21 protein-coding genes and 1 riboswitch are annotated in these 21,024 nt (G+C 37.9%); of the genes, 3 read left to right on the forward strand and 18 right to left on the reverse strand.

Going from position 1 to position 21,024, the window contains the following annotated elements:
- The first annotated feature begins 92 nt into the window (after positions 1 to 92).
- Positions 93 to 356, forward strand: a complete 264-nt coding sequence (locus C9J29_RS00285; protein ID WP_083796472.1) for a Parvovirus coat protein VP1-like protein — start codon at positions 93 to 95, stop codon at positions 354 to 356.
- A gap of 35 nt (positions 357 to 391) precedes the next feature.
- Here the strand turns inward: C9J29_RS00285 and C9J29_RS00290 are convergent, their stop codons facing one another.
- The gene (locus C9J29_RS00290) at positions 392 to 1,162 is read right to left on the reverse strand and encodes a GNAT family N-acetyltransferase (protein WP_107921484.1); all 771 of its coding nucleotides are present in this window, start codon (positions 1,160 to 1,162) and stop codon (positions 392 to 394) included.
- Between the two features lie 134 nt (positions 1,163 to 1,296).
- Between C9J29_RS00290 and C9J29_RS00295 the strand changes: the two genes are divergently transcribed.
- Positions 1,297 to 1,803 (forward strand): GNAT family N-acetyltransferase, encoded by a 507-nt coding sequence (locus tag C9J29_RS00295; protein WP_107921485.1) that lies wholly within the window; start codon positions 1,297 to 1,299, stop codon positions 1,801 to 1,803.
- A gap of 112 nt (positions 1,804 to 1,915) precedes the next feature.
- Here the strand turns inward: C9J29_RS00295 and C9J29_RS00300 are convergent, their stop codons facing one another.
- The 17 genes from C9J29_RS00300 to C9J29_RS00380 form a co-directional block, all read right to left on the reverse strand.
- Positions 1,916 to 2,341, reverse strand: coding sequence for a pyridoxamine 5'-phosphate oxidase family protein (locus tag C9J29_RS00300; RefSeq protein ID WP_237068719.1), 426 nt, complete (start codon positions 2,339 to 2,341; stop codon positions 1,916 to 1,918).
- Between the two features lie 178 nt (positions 2,342 to 2,519).
- Positions 2,520 to 3,383, reverse strand: coding sequence for an AraC family transcriptional regulator (locus C9J29_RS00305; RefSeq protein WP_107921486.1), 864 nt, complete (start codon positions 3,381 to 3,383; stop codon positions 2,520 to 2,522).
- 614 nt (positions 3,384 to 3,997) lie between these two features.
- Positions 3,998 to 4,195 (reverse strand): hypothetical protein, encoded by a 198-nt coding sequence (locus C9J29_RS00310; protein ID WP_090001083.1) that lies wholly within the window; start codon positions 4,193 to 4,195, stop codon positions 3,998 to 4,000.
- A 77-nt stretch (positions 4,196 to 4,272) separates the two neighbouring features.
- On the reverse strand, positions 4,273 to 5,607 hold the full coding sequence (glnA, locus tag C9J29_RS00315) for a type I glutamate--ammonia ligase (RefSeq protein WP_107921487.1): 1,335 nt from the start codon (positions 5,605 to 5,607) through the stop codon (positions 4,273 to 4,275).
- A 191-nt stretch (positions 5,608 to 5,798) separates the two neighbouring features.
- Complete coding sequence (locus C9J29_RS00320) at positions 5,799 to 7,145, reverse strand: sodium-dependent transporter (protein WP_089985417.1); 1,347 nt, start codon at positions 7,143 to 7,145, stop codon at positions 5,799 to 5,801.
- Between the two features lie 178 nt (positions 7,146 to 7,323).
- Complete coding sequence (locus C9J29_RS00325) at positions 7,324 to 7,911, reverse strand: ECF transporter S component (RefSeq protein ID WP_008174600.1); 588 nt, start codon at positions 7,909 to 7,911, stop codon at positions 7,324 to 7,326.
- A gap of 219 nt (positions 7,912 to 8,130) precedes the next feature.
- A riboswitch (FMN riboswitch) is annotated at positions 8,131 to 8,318 on the reverse strand.
- Between the two features lie 153 nt (positions 8,319 to 8,471).
- A complete protein-coding gene (locus C9J29_RS00330) occupies positions 8,472 to 9,755 on the reverse strand; it encodes an RNA polymerase subunit sigma (protein WP_089985416.1) in 1,284 nt (427 codons plus the stop codon).
- On the reverse strand, positions 9,752 to 10,285 hold the full coding sequence (gene sigX, locus C9J29_RS00335; RefSeq protein WP_216604599.1) for an RNA polymerase sigma factor SigX: 534 nt from the start codon (positions 10,283 to 10,285) through the stop codon (positions 9,752 to 9,754). The genes C9J29_RS00330 and sigX overlap by 4 nt, the downstream gene beginning before the upstream one ends.
- 78 nt (positions 10,286 to 10,363) lie before the next feature.
- A complete protein-coding gene (locus C9J29_RS00340) occupies positions 10,364 to 12,139 on the reverse strand; it encodes an ATP-binding protein (RefSeq protein ID WP_107921488.1) in 1,776 nt (591 codons plus the stop codon).
- Positions 12,132 to 12,848: a response regulator transcription factor gene (locus tag C9J29_RS00345; protein WP_004232215.1), complete on the reverse strand. Its 717-nt coding sequence runs from the start codon at positions 12,846 to 12,848 to the stop codon at positions 12,132 to 12,134. Before C9J29_RS00345 ends, C9J29_RS00340 begins: the two co-directional genes overlap by 8 nt.
- A 115-nt stretch (positions 12,849 to 12,963) precedes the next feature.
- A complete protein-coding gene (gene ccsB / locus C9J29_RS00350; RefSeq protein WP_008174608.1) occupies positions 12,964 to 14,145 on the reverse strand; it encodes a c-type cytochrome biogenesis protein CcsB in 1,182 nt (393 codons plus the stop codon).
- Positions 14,142 to 15,818 (reverse strand): cytochrome c biogenesis protein ResB, encoded by a 1,677-nt coding sequence (resB, locus tag C9J29_RS00355; RefSeq protein WP_043989778.1) that lies wholly within the window; start codon positions 15,816 to 15,818, stop codon positions 14,142 to 14,144. Before resB ends, ccsB begins: the two co-directional genes overlap by 4 nt.
- A 13-nt stretch (positions 15,819 to 15,831) precedes the next feature.
- Positions 15,832 to 16,365 carry a thiol-disulfide oxidoreductase ResA gene (gene resA / locus C9J29_RS00360; protein ID WP_008174612.1) on the reverse strand — a complete coding sequence of 178 codons (534 nt, stop codon included), beginning with the start codon at positions 16,363 to 16,365 and terminating at the stop codon, positions 15,832 to 15,834.
- 326 nt (positions 16,366 to 16,691) lie between these two features.
- Positions 16,692 to 17,423 carry a pseudouridine synthase gene (locus C9J29_RS00365; protein ID WP_008174614.1) on the reverse strand — a complete coding sequence of 244 codons (732 nt, stop codon included), beginning with the start codon at positions 17,421 to 17,423 and terminating at the stop codon, positions 16,692 to 16,694.
- A gap of 349 nt (positions 17,424 to 17,772) precedes the next feature.
- Entirely contained in the window at positions 17,773 to 18,843 is a 1,071-nt protein-coding gene (locus C9J29_RS00370; protein ID WP_052301724.1) for a D-alanyl-D-alanine carboxypeptidase family protein, read from the reverse strand.
- Positions 18,844 to 18,920: 77 nt separating this feature from the next.
- Positions 18,921 to 19,514, reverse strand: coding sequence for an SMC-Scp complex subunit ScpB (scpB, locus tag C9J29_RS00375; RefSeq protein WP_107921489.1), 594 nt, complete (start codon positions 19,512 to 19,514; stop codon positions 18,921 to 18,923).
- Complete coding sequence (locus tag C9J29_RS00380; RefSeq protein WP_008174619.1) at positions 19,486 to 20,265, reverse strand: segregation/condensation protein A; 780 nt, start codon at positions 20,263 to 20,265, stop codon at positions 19,486 to 19,488. The genes scpB and C9J29_RS00380 overlap by 29 nt, the downstream gene beginning before the upstream one ends.
- Before the next feature lie 55 nt (positions 20,266 to 20,320).
- Here C9J29_RS00380 and C9J29_RS00385 point away from each other — a divergent pair, with 55 nt between their 5' ends.
- Positions 20,321 to 20,824, forward strand: a complete 504-nt coding sequence (locus C9J29_RS00385) for a DUF309 domain-containing protein (protein ID WP_008174621.1) — start codon at positions 20,321 to 20,323, stop codon at positions 20,822 to 20,824.
- Positions 20,825 to 21,024: the final 200 nt, after the last annotated feature.

The raw sequence follows: 21,024 nt of genomic DNA on the forward strand, positions 1-21,024 counted from the left end.
TCAAAAGATTAACTTTATAGTTTTTTATCCGATTCTCCCGAAAAAAATAACATATTTTATAGTAAGAACATAGTAGAAAAGAGGTTTCTCCGATGAAAAGAAATCGCAAATTTGGTTTTTGTTACCCGGGCTATCGATACTGTGGACCTGGTTGCTCGGGACCAGGTGAACCCACAAATGCTGTGGATAGTTGCTGTAAACAACATGATGAATGTTATGATCGTTACGGTAGCATAAGATATTGTGATGAACTATTTCAGAAATGCCTCAGACCTCACATGCATGCACCCAATAAGATGGCGAGAGATGCAAGACTATTCAATCGGGTATTCGAACTACGTAATCGATTCTTTTAACAATGAAGCTCACGTTATGTTGAAAACAGCGTGGGCTACTTTTTTGTATAAATCGCATATTTCTGTGGACCCATAAAGCCAAGCTTTGTCCCTAAATAAATGGATGCTGTATTGGAGATATCACAATCCCAGCAAGGCTTTAGCTCGTTGGCCAAACAATGATTGATAAATGTTGTCGCGATCAAACTAGCCAATCCCTGACCTCTATAATTCGAATCTGTCATAATATCAATTTCAGCATAGTCATTTGATTTAAAAATAGAAACGGCTTCACTGACGATTTGCTCCTTATGTATTAGACAAAAGCCAAAACCATTTGTCAGGAAATTAGCCCTAGAATCCCAATATTCATCATAGTAAGCACATGTAAACTCCATTGCGTTATTTATATGATGTTGAGTAATTGGCATGACCTCAAAATTGGATACTTCTTGCTTCTCCTTCCCACCATACAAGCTTTTATCAAATGTAAAGGTATAGCGTTCTAATTTTCTAAGCTGCCCATTTACAAGTTGTTCAATTTTAGTATTCCATTGCTCTGAATAAGAAAATAAGGTAAAGCGCTTCCCTTGCTCTACAGATTGCTCGAGGCAAATGGCAAGCTGACGGTCAAACTCAGTTGTAGTTGAATCACCATATACAAAATAAATTCCTGATTTTGTATGTATTAGGAGCGTTTGAAAAGTAGCTGTATCTGCATAGACTGTCCCTTCTATTAATTGATCAAGAATACTATAAACAAATGTTGGAGCCCTTAGAATGTTTTGTTTAATGATTGGATAATGATTCGCTGTAACTTTTATCACGACGTTTCCCCTTTTTATTGGCATTAAGCACCTTATATTTTATAATAAAATATAGATCTAGTTGAAGGGACTGAATGATGCACAGATAGCAATATTTTTCATCCAACACCATTAAAATCTTGGAGGTAAAAGTATTGATTGAATGTATGGACACGGAAAGATTATTATTACGAAAAGTGGCTAGTGCTGATGCTAAAAGTTTATGGGCGATTTGGTCAGATCCTGCTGTGACCAAATTTATGAATATCTCAAACTTTACACACGAAGAACAGGCGCTGGAAATGATTGAATTACTCAATCAATTAGCTAATGAACATAGGGCCATTCGCTATTCTATCATTGATAAGATAGGCAATTGTATCATTGGCTCCTGTGGATTTAATAACGTAGATTTCGATAAAGCTACCGCAGAAATTGGCTATGACTTGGCGAAGACTCATTGGGGCAAGGGCTACGCCACAGAAGCTATTATCGCTTTAATCGATATTGCTTTTACACATTTGGAGATGAAGACAATTGTAGCAAAGGTCGATGTCGCGAATATTAATTCCATCAAAGTCTTGCAGAAATTGAATTTTATTTTGCAGGGCTATGATAGCAATGAAGAAAATTTACAAGTATACACACTATGTAAAAGGTAATATAGAAAGCTAAGAATGGTTATCTAACCATTCTTAGCTTTCTGCTTAGTGATACATGCCGTTATTAATTTTCCCCGTCAACTTTTCTATTTGTACTTCGAATAACTCTATTTTAGGCATAATTGGATAGCCCTCTTTTTTCAAATGTCCATTCAGGATCACCGTATTTCTCTAAAAGCGCATCAAAGAGCCATTCCTTCCTTGACTCCTCTTCAATTCTTACAACTTGTCCAAATAGTACTACACTTTGGTAGACAAGTGCAGATTGACAAGCATATTTTTTCCCTGAGTGTAAATCGCCCATTTCACTTACTTCTATACTGATTTTAGGGTTTTGTTTAATATTGGACCAAAAATGGCTTTCTCGCATATTACCGATATGCAAATAAAGTTTATCATTTCTCTCATACACATAAACAAATGGAATCACATAAGGATATCCTTCTTCATCAACCGTCGCAACATGTGCTACTTTCCCCATCTTTAAAAATTGCAGTACTTCATCATGAGAAATTTCTACCCATTTGTTTTGAATCATACCCCTTATCTTATTTTAACCCCCACATCCAAATATGGAACGATTAAAAAAAAATCGTTCATTCTAAACATATATATATTTTACATCTTTGTGACACCTAAAAAAAGGATATTTTTTCTTTCAACAATAAGTAAAGCCAAGAATGCATTTGTTTAGCATTCTTGGCTTTACTTTATCGTTATTTAATTGGAATCCAAATTTCTGAGTATGAATCAGGACTATATGCATCTTCTTCAGGGTACACCTCAAGCTCCGCTGTTCCTGCTGGCTCATATGGATTGGATGGGAACCATTCTGAATATATTTGTTTCCACGTATTTTGCATGGCATCTGGCATAGGGCCATGTACCTCAAATACAACCCATTTTGATGCAGGCACTTCCATTGTTAATAGATCTCCTCCTACATCCCCTTCATGATTTGTAGCAATCCAATAATCAATGAACCCCTGTTGTCCTTGGCTTGTATTAGGTACACATACGCCCAGTACCCCATTGATATTGCCATTATTTAATTGATATAGATGGTGATCGAAGGCACTCTCATTGATTTCCTGCCAGAATAATGGTATTTCTCGAGTATTCTCTCCATCTTGGCAGTTGTACGTTCTTTTTACCCCAACAACTTGAAACTTGTCTTTTTCTACGATTTTATACTTCATTGGTTCTGCTCCCTTCAAGCTTACCTGTATAACCAGGCGATTGTATGATTGTAATGGTCCTTGCTTCTTTCTCGCTTCACTCGGCGTTACATAATGCTGTTTACGAAACGCTTTTGTAAAGGCTTCAGGAGTTTCATAGCCATATTTGTAGGCGAGATCGATTATTTTTTGATCTGTATCCATTAATTCCTGAGCTGCTAATGTTAATCTCCTCCGTCTTAAATAATCCGCAATCGACATATCCGTTAAAATCGCAAACGTTCGCTGAAAATGAAAGACAGATGAATTAACCTCCTGTGCAATTTGTTCAATGGTTATGTTTTCTAATAAATGATCCTCCATAAAATTAATGGCTTTTTGAATCGACTCAATCCAACTCATTGCTCTCACTCCCTGATAACATCTTAAAATAGTTCATGCTTTCCAGCCTGTCTTTTTATGCTAACTTTGGACAGGTATGTGTAGAAGCAGTTTTTCATCACTAACACTCCTTCTATTTTCGTTACTTTACATACGATTTTCGCTCTTTCTCCACTAAAATCCATTGTACTAACTATCAAAAAATATCGAAAAATAACCATTATATTTATAATAACGGACAAGGCCTTTATTGTCCTTAAATCAAGGATAGTCAACATCGTATCTTACCAAAGGAGGAAGAAAAGACTCAGGCTATGCCTTCAGATGAAAAGGAGGCAATGGGAAATTTCCAAGCATGTTGTAATCATGAAGTATACGAAGAATTAGGCTACAGGTAGTATTGATGATAAATCTAATGCAGCTGTAGAAGTCTGTTACTTTGAAGCCATCATAATTGGCGGACAAATGACCCTTCTTAATCTTGAATAAATTAATGTACGATATCGCATGGCAATCTAAAGATGATGTTGCACGACTACCATTGACATTCCCAGAAGATCGACCATTTCTCTTATCTTTATTTCCATAAAAAAAAGTCACGTCTACTCGACATGACCATCCTTTTACATATAAATTTAATGTCTACTCTCGTCTGGATGTTGATAAATAATTAAGGCAGAATGGATGACCGTTTGTTCTCCGATATAGAGGGTATTGTATTTGATATCAAGTATGAAAAAGTAACTTAAATCTAATAAAGCCCGATTAATATCATGTTCAAATTGCACAATATCGTTGTTTTGAATTGTCACAACTTGAGTCGTTTGTGTCATTGCCCACACCCCTTTTCTTTAATAAAGGGTATGAAAGTCAGTATAAAAATATTGGAGCTTTTTAGCTCCAATATTTTTTAGTACATCGTTAAATATTCCTCACGCTCCCAGTTATGGACCCGTGTGCGGTATTTATCCCATTCGATTTCTTTGGCAACATTAAACTTTTCATAAATATGATCACCTAGAGCATCTCGTACAACTGAATCCATTTCTAATTCAATTAACGCATGTTCTAATGAAGAGGGTAAGCTATCAATGCCATTTAATTCACGCTCTGGACCTGTCATTTTATAAATATTTCGATCTACCGCTGCTGGAGGCATTAAATCCTTGCGTATGCCATCAAGCCCCGAAGCCAAGATCACAGCCATTGCTAAATAAGGATTCGCCGCTGGATCCACTGAACGTAATTCAACACGTGTTGATAATCCTCGAGCTGCTGGTATACGAATAAGTGGTGAACGGTTTTGAGCAGACCACGCAACATAGCATGGGGCCTCATAGCCTGGGACTAATCGTTTATAAGAATTAACAAGTGGATTCGTAATTGCCGTAAATCCGTGTACATGCTGGATGATTCCTGCCATAAAGCTACGAGCTGTTGCACTTAATTGAAGTTCTGCGTGTTCATCATAAAATGCATTTTTATCCCCTTCAAATAATGATAGATTAAAATGCATACCAGAGCCGTTAACTCCGAATAGTGGCTTCGGCATAAATGTTGCATGTAGCCCATGCTGTGCAGCGATTGTTTTTACGACTAATTTAAATGTTTGAATATTGTCGCATGCTTCAATGGCACTAGCATATTTAAAATCAATTTCATGCTGTCCAGGTGCTACTTCATGGTGAGATGCCTCAATTTCAAAGCCCATCCCTTCTAGCTCTAAAACAATATCCCGACGACAATTCTCTCCTAAATCTGTCGGAGCTAAGTCAAAATAACCTCCGCTGTCATTTAGCTCAAGTGTCGGATGCCCCTTTTCATCCAGCTTAAAAAGGAAAAATTCTGGCTCTGGGCCCAAGTTAAAGGAAGTGAAACCTAACTCCTCCATTTCCTTTAAAACGCGCTTTAAATTGGAGCGTGGGTCTCCTTCAAATGGTGACCCATCTGGCCTTGCAATATCGCATATAAGGCGTGCCACCTTACCTTTTTCAGCTGTCCAAGGAAAAATGACAAATGTATTGAAATCTGGTCTCAAGTACATATCAGACTCCTCTATACGTACAAAGCCTTCAATCGAAGAGCCATCAAACATAACCTTATTGTCTAAAGCTTTTTCTAATTGACTCACAGGTACTTCTACATTTTTAATCGTTCCTAATATATCAGTAAATTGTAGGCGAATAAACTTCACATTTTCTTCCTTTACTCGGCGTATAATACCTTCTTTTGTATAATGTTTCATTTTCCACCACTCCAATGTAAATTTAGTTAACACATTTTTTATAACTGCTTTTAAAATACATCATTTTATTGTTATTAGCAATATGTATGTAAGGTTTTATAACATCGTTTTTTTAGAATATATTTATCTTGAATTTCGATACATAAAAAAGGCGTACCCATTTACTAAATGGATACACCTTATATATATTTTTAAAATTGAAATAGCATATTAACGAATACTACGAGTATGACAGCAGGTACTATGATTAACATTAACATCCTGTAAATCGCATAATACCCCTGCCCCATCTGGCTTCCCATTAGCAGTTCTCTTTTCACAAATTCCTTATCCACTACATATGCAATAAAAATCGCAATGGACAAGTTACCCAATGGCAGCATTAAGTTTGATACTAAAAAGTCAGTTGCATCAAAAATATTCTTCCCAAAAACCGATACATCCGCTAGCAGGCTAGAGGAAAGGGATGCTGGGATGGCCGCAAGAAAGACGACTATACCTAGGCAAGAAGTCCATACGAGACGAGACTTCTGACTATTTTCCATAAATGCCGCAACAATAATTTCGTATAAACTAAACGAGGACGTTAATGTGGCAAATAAGAATAATAATAAAAACATCGCTAAAAATACTTCCCCAAATGGCATTTGGCTAAATGCTGTCGGTAACACCATAAATAACAAGCCTGGCCCAGCTGCCGGCTCTAAATCAAAAGCAAAAACGACCGGGAAGATAGCTAGTCCAGCTAAAAATGAAACAAGTACCGTTAGCATAACGACGGAGCCTGCTGAATTCGGTAAACTCACATCTTTTTTGAGGTAGGAACTATATGTAACAAGGCAAGAAAATCCAACGGCTAACCCAAAGAAGGATTGCCCTAAAGCTTCTAATAAGGCTTTTCCGGTAATATTTGAAAAATCAGGCCATAAAAAGAATTTTACCCCGTCCATGGCGCCATCTAATGTGACAGCACGTATCACTAGGACAATGAACATAATAAAGAGCAATGGCATCATCCATTTATTCGCCTTTTCAATACCATTTTGGACACCTAATGAAATAACAAGTACGTTTGCTAATGTAAACAAAGCCAAACCTACAATTGTAATCCAAGGTGTACCAATTATCTTTCCAAATAGTTCTCCAGGATCAATAGCCGGATCAATGACAGCACCCGCTACGCCTAGCCCACTATAAATAAAAATCCAGCCACCGACAACGCTATAAAATGTTAGTAATAAAAAACATCCGAGAACACCCATGCGGCCAATCCATGCCCATCCCTTTTTCGTAGGAGCAATTTTTTTATAGGCAGTAATTGCCTCTGACTGTGTACCTCGTCCTAAAATATATTCAGATAATAGCATCGGGAGCCCAATTAACAATGTAAACAATACAAAGATTAAGAAAAACGCCCCTCCGCCACTTTGTCCGGTTACATACGGAAGCTTCCAAATCGCTCCTAGTCCTATTGCAGCACCTGCTGATGCTAAAATAAATCCTAACTTACTAGACCACTGTCCTTTTTTTCCACTCATCTCTTCAAACTCCTCTAACTTTCTAAACTCTTCTCTAATTTTACATGAAATTATAGCTTTCGACTAGGTATTACTAAAAAAGAACTAGTTATACTTGGACAACCCATTACCTTTTTCTATTTTTTCTACATTTCGCCATAAAAAAGCCTCGAGTTCATCCCTCGAGGCTTAGTACATTTTATTTTGTTATATACATAGAACGCTGGCGGTCAATCCATTTACGCATTGTCGTAAATAATAACGCCATAATACCCGTTAATAAAATCCCTTTGACAATATTAAATGGTAAAATACCAGCGATAATCATTTTATAAAGTGAGTCACCTACAACAGGCTCCATTCCTAAGAAGTAAGTGTACATTGGTAAAAATACAGCATAGTTTAAAACACTCATTCCTACTGCCATCACAACTGTTCCTATTGCTAAACCTCCAACAAGACCAGCGATTGTTTTAAAGCGATTAAAAATAAAGCTTACTGGCAAGATGAATAAAATACCTGTTACAAAATTGGCCATATGCCCTACCGGAACGCCTGTTGGAGTGCCTGAGAAAATCCAATCCAACACATTTTTAAACAATTCTACTAAAATACCAGCTACAGGTCCCATTGTGATTGCTGCAAGCAAGGCAGGCATATCACTGAAATCCACTTCCAAAAATGCTGGGAATGGCGGAATTGGGAAATTAAAAAGCATTAATAAAAATGAAATACTGCTCAGCATCCCAATCGTAATAAACGATTGAAGTTTGACATTTTTCTTCATAGAAAACTCTCTCCTCTTTGCTGATTCAATCTCGCAAGAAGAAAGGTGACGATCTTTCAATTGTTTCATGAAAAAACCCTTATGCGTTTAATAAAGCATAAGGGAGAAAGGCATAACGAATAAGCGTCCTCATCAACTAATTTTTGAGCACAGTTTAATAAAACATACAAAAAAGCGCTCGGTCATAGTTCATTTCATGACAATGAATGACGATCGTACCTTCATCTTCTCCCATCCAGACTTTAACTGTCGGCCTTGGAATTTCACCAAGTCAGCCATGCGAAAATTCGCACAGGTCGCGGGCTGAAGAGTTTAACATAAATCAAGCGAGCTAATGAATATATTCACTAGCGATTTATGACTCTATTACCGCCGGTCGGGATTTTCACCCTGCCCCGAAGATGAATCATATTATTTTATACTACAGCTTTACTATAATGAATTACGAAGTAAAAGTAAATAGTTCTGCTCAAAAAATCCGATTAAATTGCTATGTTTTATAAATAGAAAAGGCACTCCCGCCATACAGGAATGCCTCTCTTGTTTTTTTCTTCCTTCGACTATGGTAAAAATTGTTTATTTGGTCCCACTGGCTTTGGTAAATAACCCTTCAAATCAAAGCCTTCCCAGCTTTCTTGCACAACATTATCTAAAAGGAGCTGTTGATTAAAGCTGGCAGCAGTTAACATCATGGCCTCAATTAATTGAGTAGCTCGTATTGGTTCCATAGATGTTAAATCAAGCGGAATATCAAAAGTAACAACGACACCTTCCGCTTGTTCAGTGACTGTGTATGTTACATTTTCAGGCACTACGGATGTATAGACATCATCATTTTTATTTTTCATCAGTGTAAGTGCCTCTGTGACTGTCTCAAAAGATTGACGGAAATCTGGTGATAAATATTCTGCACCATTGGAATCATGGTACAAGTAATAATTATAGTGCTTTGCATTCGTTAAGGACATTCCTTGACTTGGCTCACCTTCTTGAGAAAACTCATACGGGGTTCCATCTTCATTTTGGATTTCCACTTCGGTGTATTCAGAGTCGGAGAATGTATCTTCCATTGTGCCTTTATATTCATTTACTGCAGCAGAGGCAACATCATAGTCATTCCCCTTTGGCAAGACATGGATAAGCTTATCATCCTTTTCCTTCAGCTCACCTTTATAAGGATGATACTCTGTAAACCCTTTGGCCTCCTCGTCAATTTGAGGAGCATACTTTTCATATATCCGTAAGGTAGAAGGCTTCTCTTCTCCAAAATCCGTAGCCACACGTTCATTTGGAATCACATACGTCATAGGAACACTTTCCGCATCACGCCCTGCCAAACCAATACGGAATACGACAGCATCTTTTACATCCTCCTCATAGACAGATGTACGTAAAGATAAAATGCGCTCATGTTCCGCAACAATACTTTTGGAATCCAGCATTTCATCCTGCGTGGCCGCTTCCTTTGCTGCTGAATCCTCTTGCATCGTCGAAAACTGAGCCGTTTCAGGCATACTCGCTTGATCTTTTTGCTCACCTTGATTGTTCTTCAATATTGTGCCAACTAGTATTGTTAGCACAAAGACTGCGGCTACACTCATATAAATCTGCATATTACGTACTTTTGATTTCGTCGCAGGCTTTTGAATGATAGCACCTTCCTGTTGAGATGGTTCATCTTCTATAGGTTCTTGCATAGCTTCTTGAAGGTGGATATTATCTTGCAAGCGAGCATCTGCCATTAACCGATTTAATATATCTTCTTTCGAACGGTGGTCAGAAAGCTTAGGGGCATTGTTCAGTACATGTTCAAGCTGCTCATCATCAAATGCCTTATGTGTCATTGCCGTTTCGCCTCCTGTTCTCTGATCGGCTGTAGGTGTTGCCTTAAAAATTTAATGGCTCGATGCTGGGTTGTTTTTACCTTCGCTTCTGTCCAATCAAGTATTTGCGCCGTTTCTGCAATCGATAAATCCTGGAAATAGCGCATAATAATGACCATTTTTTGATCGCCAGTACAGTTTTCTAATGCTGACTCTACTTGCATAAATTCATCACTGGCCTGTAGCATTTCCTCCGGTGATGGTGTGTTTGAATGGAGCTGTTCCGTTTCCCAGTCAAAGAAATCAAGCGAATGCTTCTGACGCACTGCTTGCTTTCTAAAATGATCAATCGCAACATTTTTGGCTATTGCAAAAAGCCATGTTTTCTCACTACTATTGCCTGCAAATTGATCGTATGAGCGCAATACTCTTACATAAACTTCATGCGCTAAATCTTCAGCAAGTGTACGGTTTTTTACTAGATAGATTAGAAACTGGAACACGTCTTGATGATAGGCATCGTATAGTCGATGGAACACGGAGTCATTCAATGCACTCCACCCCCGTTCTATATTATTTGTCGTCTTACATTCACAGAAGTTACAGTCAATTAATAACAAACCATGTTATTAATCGAACGGTAAATAAAATGTGAAGGTAGTACCTTCCTTAAGCACACTATCTACCATAATATTTCCTGAGTGTGCCTTTATAATATTTCGTGCAATGGCTAAGCCAAGTCCCGTACCACCCTTAGATCGAGTACGTGCCTTATCTGCTTTATAAAAGCGTTCAAAGACATAAGGTAAATCATCTTGAGGAATACCATGTCCTGTATCTTGAACAGAAATTTTAGCGAATGTTGGCCCCTGCTCCACTTTTACTGTGACAGATCCCTCTTCCGTATGTCTTAGTGCATTGTCGACTAAATTTGTGAGTACTTGCTCGATGCGATCCTCATCTATATTAATCATCGCATCGTCATTAAATTCACTATCAAATAGTAGACGAATATGCTTTTCTTTTGCAACCTGTGCAAATTTTTGGGTAATACGTTCGAATGTAGAATTAATTGGCAATTCATCTTTATAGAGTGTCATATGCCCTGATTCCATGCGTGCTAAATCTAATAAATCCGTGACAAGGCGACCCATTCGTTTGGATTCATCATAAATAATTTTTGTTATTTCATTACGTTCTTCCAGATCTTGAATAAAATCATCATCCATCAATGCTTCAGAATAGCCTTGAAGCATGGCGATTGGCGTCCGCAATTCATGAGAGACGTTCGCAATAAAATCGGATCGAAGTTTTTCTAAGCGGTGTTGTTCAGTCATATCACGAATAACAGCGACTGCACCACGAATGTTTTCTCCACTATAAAGAGGACTAATTGTAAACGTATAGTAATTACCATCCATTTCAATTTCCTCTTCTAGCTTATCCTCAAACATGAGTACATGATCCAGCATATGATACAGCTCTGGCGGTATTGGCTTCGCACTTTGTGAGCCTTTGTTTACAAACCATTTTTGCATCAGGCGTTCCGCTGGTGGATTACTTAATAATATTGTACGGTCGCGATTAAATGTAATCACTGCATCTGTCATAGATGTCAAAATATTGGATAGCTGTTCATTCTCTTGATTGATGACCTCTAAATTATGCTTTAATTGACGACCCATTTGATTGAAAGCAACTGCAAGCTGTCCAATTTCATCATTTTGAGTCGTAGGCATTTTCGCTTCAAAATTCCCTTTTGCAATTTCAAATGCCAGCTCACGCATTTTTCTAAGTGGAGAAGTAATACGTGAAGACAAGAAGAACGCAAAAAATGTAGTCAAAACAAATGCTATGAAAGCTGCCAAAAAGACAATTTTCGTCGTTTCCTTGGACGTTTTATGTAGGGCATCGGGGCTTTGATAGATGAAAACTGCTCCATGTACAGCATTCTCTACATTTAATGGGAAACCAAGTACAACGTAAGATTCCATTTTCTCTTGATCTGTAGAGGAGGGCATCATCATTTCTTTAGTAATTGGTTCATCTGATTGAAAAACCTCACGGAAAGATTTATTTGCCAAAATAGTATCTTGAATTTCCTTTTTATTGAGTCCCTCTTGCATGGCAAAGGATACCTCTACATGGCTGATTGCGATTAGTGCGTTGGTGCCTTTAGGTAAAATATCTTTTAATAATTCCGAAGTCGATTCAGCTGTTTCATTGTCATCCACTATACTTGCCACAGTGGCAGCGGTTTGACGTAAAGATATTTCCGCTTGCTGCATATGGTAGTTTTGAAGAAATTCAAGCATTAATACCGTGAAAACAAATAATACAAATGAAACGAGAAGCAATATGGTTACCCATAGCTTCCCGACAACACTATTCCATATTCTATTCATTGACAACCTCAAATTTGTAACCAACGCCCCAAACCGTCACGATCATTTTAGCAGCGTTTTCAGAAACACGGTTGAGCTTTTCACGTAAACGTTTTACGTGTGTGTCAACTGTACGTAAATCACCAAAGAAATCGTAATGCCAAACCTCTTTTAGTAGTTGTTCACGGTCAAATACTTTGTCTGGCGATTTCGCTAAGAAGTAAAGTAATTCATACTCTTTTGGTGTTAAATTCACCTCAATGCCCTCTGCCGTTACACGGTGTGCATCATGATCGATCATCAAATGCTGGAACACCACTAAATCTTTTGAAGAGGATGCATTTGTCGTTGGTGAGAATGCCTGTGAACGACGTAAAATGGCCTTCACACGTAACACTACCTCACGAGGACTAAATGGTTTTACAATATAATCATCTGCTCCTAGCTCGAAGCCTTGAACACGATTAGCTTCCTCGCCTTTAGCAGTTAATAAAATAATAGGAGTTGCAGCGCGTTCACGAATTTCTGCACACACTTCTAGCCCATCTTTTTCAGGCATCATAATATCAAGTAAAATACAGTGATATTCTTTTTCTAAAGATTTTTCGATCGCTTGTTCACCATTTTCTGCCTCGTCAACAAGGTATCCTTCTCGCTCCAGATACATTTTTAATAAGCGGCGAATTCGATCCTCGTCATCTACTACTAATACTGAAATATTTTCTGACACTTTCACGATCCCTCTCTTCCAATCTTTCTCTAACTTCTATTGTACATGGTGTGACACATATTGAAAAGAAAAGAAAGCCTCTTCGCTAGAGCGAAAAGGCTTGTTGTTTCACAGGTTATGCGTAGGAGTGTAAACCTGCAAGAATTAAGTTAACAGCAATTAGGTTAAATAATATAATACCAAAACCAATTAATGCTAACCAAGCAGATTTTTGACCTTCCCAGCCTTTTGATAAACGTAAATGTAGGAATGCCGCATAGAATAACCATGTAATAAGAGCCCATACTTCCTTAGGATCCCATCCCCAGAAGCGACTCCAAGCAATTTGCGCCCAAATCATCGCAAAGATTAAAGCACCTAGGGAGAATACAGGGAAACCAATTAGCACTGAACGATAACCAATTTCATCAAGTAATTGTAAATTAACACGCTTCACAAGTGGTTGGAAAATAGCACTTATTCGACGACGTGCAATTAAGCGAATTAATAAATACAATACTGACCCTACTAATAATGACCAAAAGACAGTTGTTAATTTCTTCGCATTAATTAATGCTGGCATTTCTACTATTGGTGACATGCCATGCTCTTCAACCGCCTCATACTCATTCATACCGAAAACTGGTGGTAAATTGTAAATGATTTTACGCGTAGTTCCTTCTTTATCCACATAATTGTAGCTAGATTCATAATCCATTGCACTGAATGTAGATGTCACAGCGACAAACCCAACAACTACTACAAGACAGTACATAACGGCTTCTAACCAAAATCGTTGTTTAGAAGGCTTCGTTAAATCTACAACCTTTAATAAGTAAATAAGTCCAGCCACAGCACTGATCGCTAAAATAGATTGCCCTAATGCCGCTGTAATCACGTGAATTGTTAACCAATGGCTTTGTAATGAGGGCACTAATGGACTTACTTCTTTCGGGAACATTGAAGCATAAGCGATAATTAAAAGTGCTACTGGTAATGCTACCAATCCAAGTGCAGATAAACGATAAATAAAGTAAATTAAAATAAACGCACCAACAATGAACATACCAAAGGCAGTTGTAAATTCAAACATATTACTTACTGGCGCATGTCCAGTATAAATCCATCGTGTAATAAAGTAGGCAAGCTGTGATACAAATCCAATAATTGTTACCACAATGGCAAGCTTACCCCATTTACCAGTGTTTTTACCTGTAGCATTCGCTTGTTTAATGGAACCACCAAATAATAACGTCGCAACTAAATAAGCAATAAAAGCTACAAATAACAGGTTTCCACTTATGTCAATCAAACTCATAAGGTGTTGTCACCTTCCTTTTCTTTAATGCCACCATCAGTGGACTCTTCGTCAGCCTCTTCTTTCTCTAACTGATCTTTGTATGAAGGCAATGCAGCAAATGCTGTAACAGCATCTAAATCCTTTTTCATGCTGAACATATTTTTATTAACATGGGCAGCCATTAAAACACGGCCATCCGGCTCTACTTGAAGCCATAAACGACGGTGATTCCAGTAAGATCCAATTACGACACCAATCATAAAGATAACGCCACCAACAAATAAGATAGGAATTGTACTATCTTTACGAACCGTAATACCAGACATATCACGCATCTCTGCTGCAGCAAATTTCATTCTATATTGATTTTCCCCCAGCGGTTCTAGTGGTGGCTGCATAATTTCCACAAAGCTTACTTCGCCTTCTGGTGTTTCTGGCGTAGTCATTTTAAATAAAAATGCTGGATTATTTGGAATCGATGTTTTTGTTTGGGGTTCTCCATTTTCAAAGCCATCAAAATCTGGTGTATAAACTAGAATTTGCACGGAAGACCCATTACCTAAATCATATTCTTTTTTAGGATTTGTTAAATCAATTTCCACTTTACCAAGTGATTTTTCACTCGCCTTATTAATTAATTCAAAATTCATTTGCTTTAATTCATTCAGACGATAATCCATTTGATAAAGAGCATAGCCATCTTCTTTTAATGGGTGATTGACACGAATCGAATAATCTTTAACTTTTTCCAGATTTTCCGTATCACCCGGGATTGCATCTTTAGGCTGTTTGTAAAGCGTAATGTCAGTTTGGAAGTTTTTTGCAACCACATTAACATTTTGCTTTACTTGCTCTCCTTGGGGTTCATTATCATGAGTTTCTAAAATAAAATCTCTGTTTTCAATGAAATAACCGTCCATGCCAGTAATAGCACGTGTTTCTCCCTCGCGGACCCATATCGACTCATCCACATAGAAGCCTGGTACAAGACGTAACATAACCCCACTTATGAAGATAATGAGCCCAACATGGTTTATGTACGGACCGTAACGAGAAAAGCGACCTTTTTCAGCTAAGAGAGCGCTACCATCTCGACGGACAGAGTATCTCATTTCAGTCATCTTTTGAGCCACTTTATCAAGCGTTTCCTCAGCGTCAGCCGTTATTTGACCCTCACCAAAAATGCGTTGACGCTTCATAAAGCTTTCATGTCTTTTAACACGTTGATTCTTTAGAGATTTATAGAGCGGGATTCCTCGGTCCAGACTGGCTACAATAATTGACACAGCTAACATGCCAACTAAAATTTGGAACCACCATGAACTATATAAATCTGAGAGTCCTAGCGTGTAATAAATTTTACCGAACGTACCATATACGTCAGCGTAATAAGCTCCCTTCTCCATATCAGAGGCTTTTACGTAAAACTCTTGTGGTAGTAATGTTCCGATTGAAGCAGCAATTAATGTGATAATAATTAAAGATATACCCACTTTAACACTCGAGAAGAAATTCCAAATTTTGTCGACAATCGATTTATTATAAGTCTTAGAACGAATGGCAGTACCATCATAGCGCATATCGACAACTTTATTTTGCTTCTCTTCTTCCGTTAAAGGACGACCACATTTCTCACAGAGCTTCGTGCCGTAAGGGTTACTATGACCACAAGCACAAATGATTTTTTCCATCGTCATTTACTCCTTATTTCGGCTTCACTAATTCCATGTACGAAGCAATATTTGCATCTGTCATTTCACCAGTAATAATTTTTGCCACTTTTCCTTCTGGATCAATTAACACTGTAGCAGGTAATTGACCTACGTTATAAGCAGTCATAACACTTTTTGTTTTATCAATGACAACTGGGAAAGACAATTTATATCGATCAACAAAATTCTGAACTTCAAAATCTGTTTGAGCGATATTGACCGCTAAAGTTTGTACACCTTGATCTTTAAATATTTGATACTGTCTGTCCATCGCAGGCATTTCCTTTTCACACGGCTTACACCAAGTTCCCCAGAAATTTAAAAATACCCCTTGTCCTTTATAATCCGACAATTTATGTTTTTCACCGTTTAAATCTACTAACGTGAAGTCAGGTGCTTCTGAGCCAACTGCTACTAACTCTACTTTTTCCTTTGTTGCTGTTCCATATACCGTGTACCCGATTGCCAATGCTAATACTGCTAAAATGACAGTCCGTAGTACGAGACGCTTTTTCTTTTTCTCCAAGTTAATAAACCCCCTATCATTTACGACTTTGCGTAAACATTGTAGACATGAAGCTTTTACATTATAAAGACTTTAGCATAGAACTTTTTCATTTTATAAACGTCTTTACGTATGTACAAACATCTATGAAAATTGTACGTTAACGATGTACGAAGTTCTTCTGGCTAAAATGTAACTAGGTGTACTATTCTCACCTATTATAGCAAAATGATACAAAAACACTTAGCTATTAATTATGAATGATTTTTGAACGATTTCACCAAAAAGAAAGTGAAAATAGTTTTTATTACCTTTTAAGGTACTATCACTTTCTTCTGGCAAATTATTTAATCCAGTTTCCCTGTCTCTGCTAACACGCGTAATTGCTTGACTTCGTGCTTCGACAATTCACGGAACTCACCTGGTGCAAGGCCAAATAAATCTAAAAAGGCAAATCGTTCACGTTTTAATTTGACAACAGGTGTACCAATTGCTTCAAACATACGTCGAACTTGGCGATTACGGCCTTCATGAATTGTAATTTCGCAAATTGCCTTGCCAGCTTTTTCGTCAAAGGACGTCATACTTACTTTGGCAGGTGCAGTTTTGCCATCCTCTAATTTAATACCACGTTGAAGCTTTTTCAGACCTTCAATTGTTGGAATACCTTTGACACGAGCGATATACGTTTTGTCAATTTTAAATTTCGGATGCGTCAACATATAGGAAAATTCTCCATCATTTGTTAATAGCAATAATCCAGATGTATCATAATCAAGACGACCAACTGGGAAAATACGTTGCGGAATATGATGAAATAAATCTGTGACAGTTTTGCGTCCTTTATCATCCGTCACGGCCGAAATTGTTCCGCGTGGTTTATACAGTAAGAAATAAACTTTATCTTCTTTTTCAAGCTTTACGCCTTCCACTTCAATTGTATCTGAGTTAGACACCTTTGTTCCTAATTCACGGATAACTTTACCGTTCACTTTAACTTTACCTTCTAGTATCAATTGCTCTGCTTTTCGCCTTGAAGCAATCCCCGCATAGGCAATGACTTTCTGTAATCTTTCCATTTCTTCACCTCTAGTTTTCTTTCACATTAACAATTTCGTCGAAAATCGATTTCTCGTTCAATTGAATAGGGTTAATTTTCCCGCTAATCTGTGAAAATTATGTCATACTTTAGCGTAATATTAAAGAAAAACAAATTTCACATTCATTGTTGGAGTATTCGTAATACTTTTTCATTAGCGCATTGAACACCATATTGATCAATATTAGAATAGAATTTTCCTTGCACCATGCTAGTAGTATACTCTTTTTACCAAAAAGCAAATCGTTTTAAAAAAATGTTTATATTTCCTGTTTGCACTCCGATGTAGTGGAAATTTTTGTAGAACAAAAAAATCAGCCAATCGTTTTTCAACGATCCGCTGATTCAACTTTTACTGGTATTGCATAAATACGTTCTTCGCCTAGAAAGATGGATAGGACAGCTTCCTGACGCTTTCTAGAAACATGTAAAACTTGCCGCACTTGCGCTTTTTCCTCTTTATTTAACTGCAGGCGAACTGGCTCTTCTAATCGAATAGCCAACTTTTTATTCACGTTGTATTTGCCCTTCTTCACCACTGTTTCAAGATCATAATCTGTCCACACTTGATTGGAAAAGCTTCGATGAACATTCCAATCATCCGATACATTTAACGTGACAACTATGCAGGTTTGCCCGTCCTTTTGAAAGGCTGTTGCAAGCGTACGACCAGCTACCTTTGTAAAACCTGTTTTACCTGCATAAGCAACGCCAGTAGCAGATTTTAAAGAACTCACAGGCTGCTCCGTCTCATCATCAATTTCCGCAGCCATTCCTGAGCCTTCTCTTAATAGTCGATGCTTATTTTCCCATAGCATGCCGTTCACCGTATTCGCTCGATAAAGAACCGTTGAAGCAATTTTTTCAAATGTTTTGTTTTGCAAGGCAACTCTTAGCATCTCGGCTGTATCCCTTGCAGAAGATAAGTGGTCTTCATGATGTAAGCCAGAGGGGTTCATAAAAACCGTATTGGTAAGACCCGCAATAACAGCTCTTTCATTCATTAATTTGACAAAGCCTTCTACAGAACCACCTACATGCTCTGCCAAAGCAGTCGCAGCATCATTGCCTGAACGCAGCATTAAACCATATAATAACGTTTCTACGGTCACCGTTTCGCCTGCCTGCAAATAAATGGAGCTCCCTTCAGCCATGGCAGCCTTAGGTGAAATGACAACTTCCTCTTGCAAATCACTATTTTCGATGGCCACTAGGGCCGTCCAAATCTTCGTTAAGCTAGCAATTGGTAGCCGTTCATTACTATTTGAACCTATTAATACGCGACCTGTATCTCCATCTAAAACCGCGTAGCCACTTCCACCTCTCGCAAAGCTTGTTTGCGGAAGTATTACCATTAACACAATGATCATCAACATTATTAATCGAAATAACCGAAGCAACGAGCCACTCCTTATTCAATATGATAGGAAAGTATAGATTTATATTTATGTTGGTCGTTATGCTTTATTCCTATACATTACTTTGCACCATTAAACGCTTCTTGGAATTTAGTCATAAATAAATCGGTTTCTTGTTCATTTTCTGCAAGCTCTTCCTCAGGCAGAGGTGGCATTTCCTCTACGCTGTTTAAACCAAAATAATGTAAAAATTCTTTAGTTGTTCCATATAGGATAGCACGTCCAGTTCCCTCTGAACGTCCTACCTCTTTAATCAACCCTCTAGACACTAAAGTCTGAATAGGTCTTTCGCATTTAACACCTCGTAAATCTTCTATAGCTACCCTAGTAATTGGCTGTTTGTAAGCTACAATTGCTAATACCTCAAGAGAGGCTTGGGATAATGATTGTGCAGTAGGGTTTTCTACTAATCTTTGAATAGTATCTGCTAAATCGGATTTTGTAATAAGCTGAAAAACGCCTGCTATTTCTTTCACAGTTATTCCTCTAGCTAAATCTTCATCATAGACTTTTCGCAAGGCATCCATTGCCTGTATAATAATCTCATCCTGTTCACCTAACAGCTGAGAAAGTTGTTTAATCGTTAAGCCATCATCTCCGACAACGAACAATAAGGCTTCAATTTTACTCTGTAACATCGATGTTTTCGTCATCTTCCCATTCCTCCTTCTGTAGGGTAACCATTAATTCTTCAAAGTTACCATCTTGCTCTACGATGACGACTTGACGTTTCATCAATTCAAGAAGGGATACAAACGTCAAAATAAGTGTCGGCTTATCTTCATAGGGAAAAAGCTCGAAAAATGATGCACGTCCACCTGTTGATCGTAAAGTATCTACAACCGAACGCATTTGATCCTTCACGGACCGTTCTTGCCTCGTTACTGTCGTTTTTAGAGGCTTCTTTAATTTTTTTCGACGCATCAATTTTTGAAATGCTCCAAGCATATCATAAATATTTACATTCAAATCAAACAAAGCCATTTGTTCATCTGAAGCTAAACCTGTTAAATCGGCTGGCGGCCTTGTAAATACTTGTGCTCGATCTGTTTCAAGCTCTTGCAGATTGCTAGCAGCTTCCTTGTATTTCTTATACTCGATTAATCGCTGCACCAGCTCCTCACGCGGGTCTGGGCCATCTACTTCCAATTCGGCATCCTCCATTTCACCCTCATGAATAGGTAATAGCATACGGCTTTTAATCGCCAGCAGTGTTGCGGCCATTACTAAATATTCACTTGCTTCATTTAATTCCAATACTTGCATGGCATGTATATGGTCGATATATTGTTGTGTGATTTCAGCCATTGGGATATCATAGATATCAATTTCCAACCTGTGAATTAAATGCAATAATAGATCAAGAGGCCCTGAAAAGGCATCTAATTTTACTTCATAAGACATTATTTTACCACCCTGAGATTCTATGTTCTTATAGTATAGTGGAAAGGAGTTCAAAATGCATCCACAGCATCATACTTTATTTATCGAATACTGTGCTTATTTTAATGGCAATCAGGATTTTTTCGAATGCCATGAAGTGCTTGAGGAATATTGGAAGGAAATCGCGCCTGGTGATAAAATGCACCCATTGGTTGGCTATGTACAGCTCGCAACAGGCTTATACCATTGGCGGCGTGGTAATGATACTGGCGCTATACGAATTTTAGAAAAAGCACTTCATAATTTTCAACAAAATGAAGGTCATATCTTTTTCCATGAAATTAGTTATTATCAACTCCTGACCGAACTAAAAAATTGTCTCGCCGCGATCCAAGCAGGCAAGTCCTTCCATGCATTCCAGCTCCCCCTTTCACCCAAGTTGCTGGAATTAGCACTAGCGCGTATAGAAATTATGCCACCTAGTAACTCAAACTATCTTCTTCATAAGCATATGCTAAGGGATCGCTCACATATACTTGCAGAGCGACAAGAAAGCAAACAAAGAAAAAGTAGACGTTAATTTCCACTTTAGACAGACGCTTTCGGCTTGTGGAAATGAGTTGATTTCATCGCTTCCCTAGCTTCACTCTGACCAGAATCTCGATTTCATCGCTTTTCCCGCAGGTGTTGCCGGCTTTTATTCCATTCAACTAAACTTTGGCGATGCTAACCAATAATAGCCGAGTAGTGAATGAATGAACGTGGTCAATTAGTAGTTGA

It is taken from the genome of Lysinibacillus fusiformis (genome assembly GCF_003049525.1).
GTDB lineage: Bacteria > Bacillota > Bacilli > Bacillales_A > Planococcaceae > Lysinibacillus > Lysinibacillus fusiformis.

What these genes read in the sequence shown, in the direction of transcription:
- C9J29_RS00285 (WP_083796472.1), top strand. Translation starts at nt 93, where the DNA reads ATGAAAAGAAATCGCAAATTTGGTTTTTGTTACCCGGGCTATCGATAC.
- C9J29_RS00300 (WP_237068719.1), bottom strand. Translation starts at nt 2,341, where the DNA reads ATGATTCAAAACAAATGGGTAGAAATTTCTCATGATGAAGTACTGCAA.
- C9J29_RS00305 (WP_107921486.1), bottom strand. Translation starts at nt 3,383, where the DNA reads ATGAGTTGGATTGAGTCGATTCAAAAAGCCATTAATTTTATGGAGGAT.
- C9J29_RS00310 (WP_090001083.1), bottom strand. Translation starts at nt 4,195, where the DNA reads ATGACACAAACGACTCAAGTTGTGACAATTCAAAACAACGATATTGTG.
- glnA (WP_107921487.1), bottom strand. Translation starts at nt 5,607, where the DNA reads ATGAAACATTATACAAAAGAAGGTATTATACGCCGAGTAAAGGAAGAA.
- C9J29_RS00320 (WP_089985417.1), bottom strand. Translation starts at nt 7,145, where the DNA reads ATGAGTGGAAAAAAAGGACAGTGGTCTAGTAAGTTAGGATTTATTTTA.
- C9J29_RS00325 (WP_008174600.1), bottom strand. Translation starts at nt 7,911, where the DNA reads ATGAAGAAAAATGTCAAACTTCAATCGTTTATTACGATTGGGATGCTG.
- C9J29_RS00330 (WP_089985416.1), bottom strand. Translation starts at nt 9,755, where the DNA reads ATGACACATAAGGCATTTGATGATGAGCAGCTTGAACATGTACTGAAC.
- C9J29_RS00340 (WP_107921488.1), bottom strand. Translation starts at nt 12,139, where the DNA reads ATGAATAGAATATGGAATAGTGTTGTCGGGAAGCTATGGGTAACCATA.
- ccsB (WP_008174608.1), bottom strand. Translation starts at nt 14,145, where the DNA reads ATGAGTTTGATTGACATAAGTGGAAACCTGTTATTTGTAGCTTTTATT.
- resB (WP_043989778.1), bottom strand. Translation starts at nt 15,818, where the DNA reads ATGGAAAAAATCATTTGTGCTTGTGGTCATAGTAACCCTTACGGCACG.
- C9J29_RS00365 (WP_008174614.1), bottom strand. Translation starts at nt 17,423, where the DNA reads ATGGAAAGATTACAGAAAGTCATTGCCTATGCGGGGATTGCTTCAAGG.
- scpB (WP_107921489.1), bottom strand. Translation starts at nt 19,514, where the DNA reads ATGACGAAAACATCGATGTTACAGAGTAAAATTGAAGCCTTATTGTTC.
- C9J29_RS00380 (WP_008174619.1), bottom strand. Translation starts at nt 20,265, where the DNA reads ATGTCTTATGAAGTAAAATTAGATGCCTTTTCAGGGCCTCTTGATCTA.
- C9J29_RS00385 (WP_008174621.1), top strand. Translation starts at nt 20,321, where the DNA reads ATGCATCCACAGCATCATACTTTATTTATCGAATACTGTGCTTATTTT.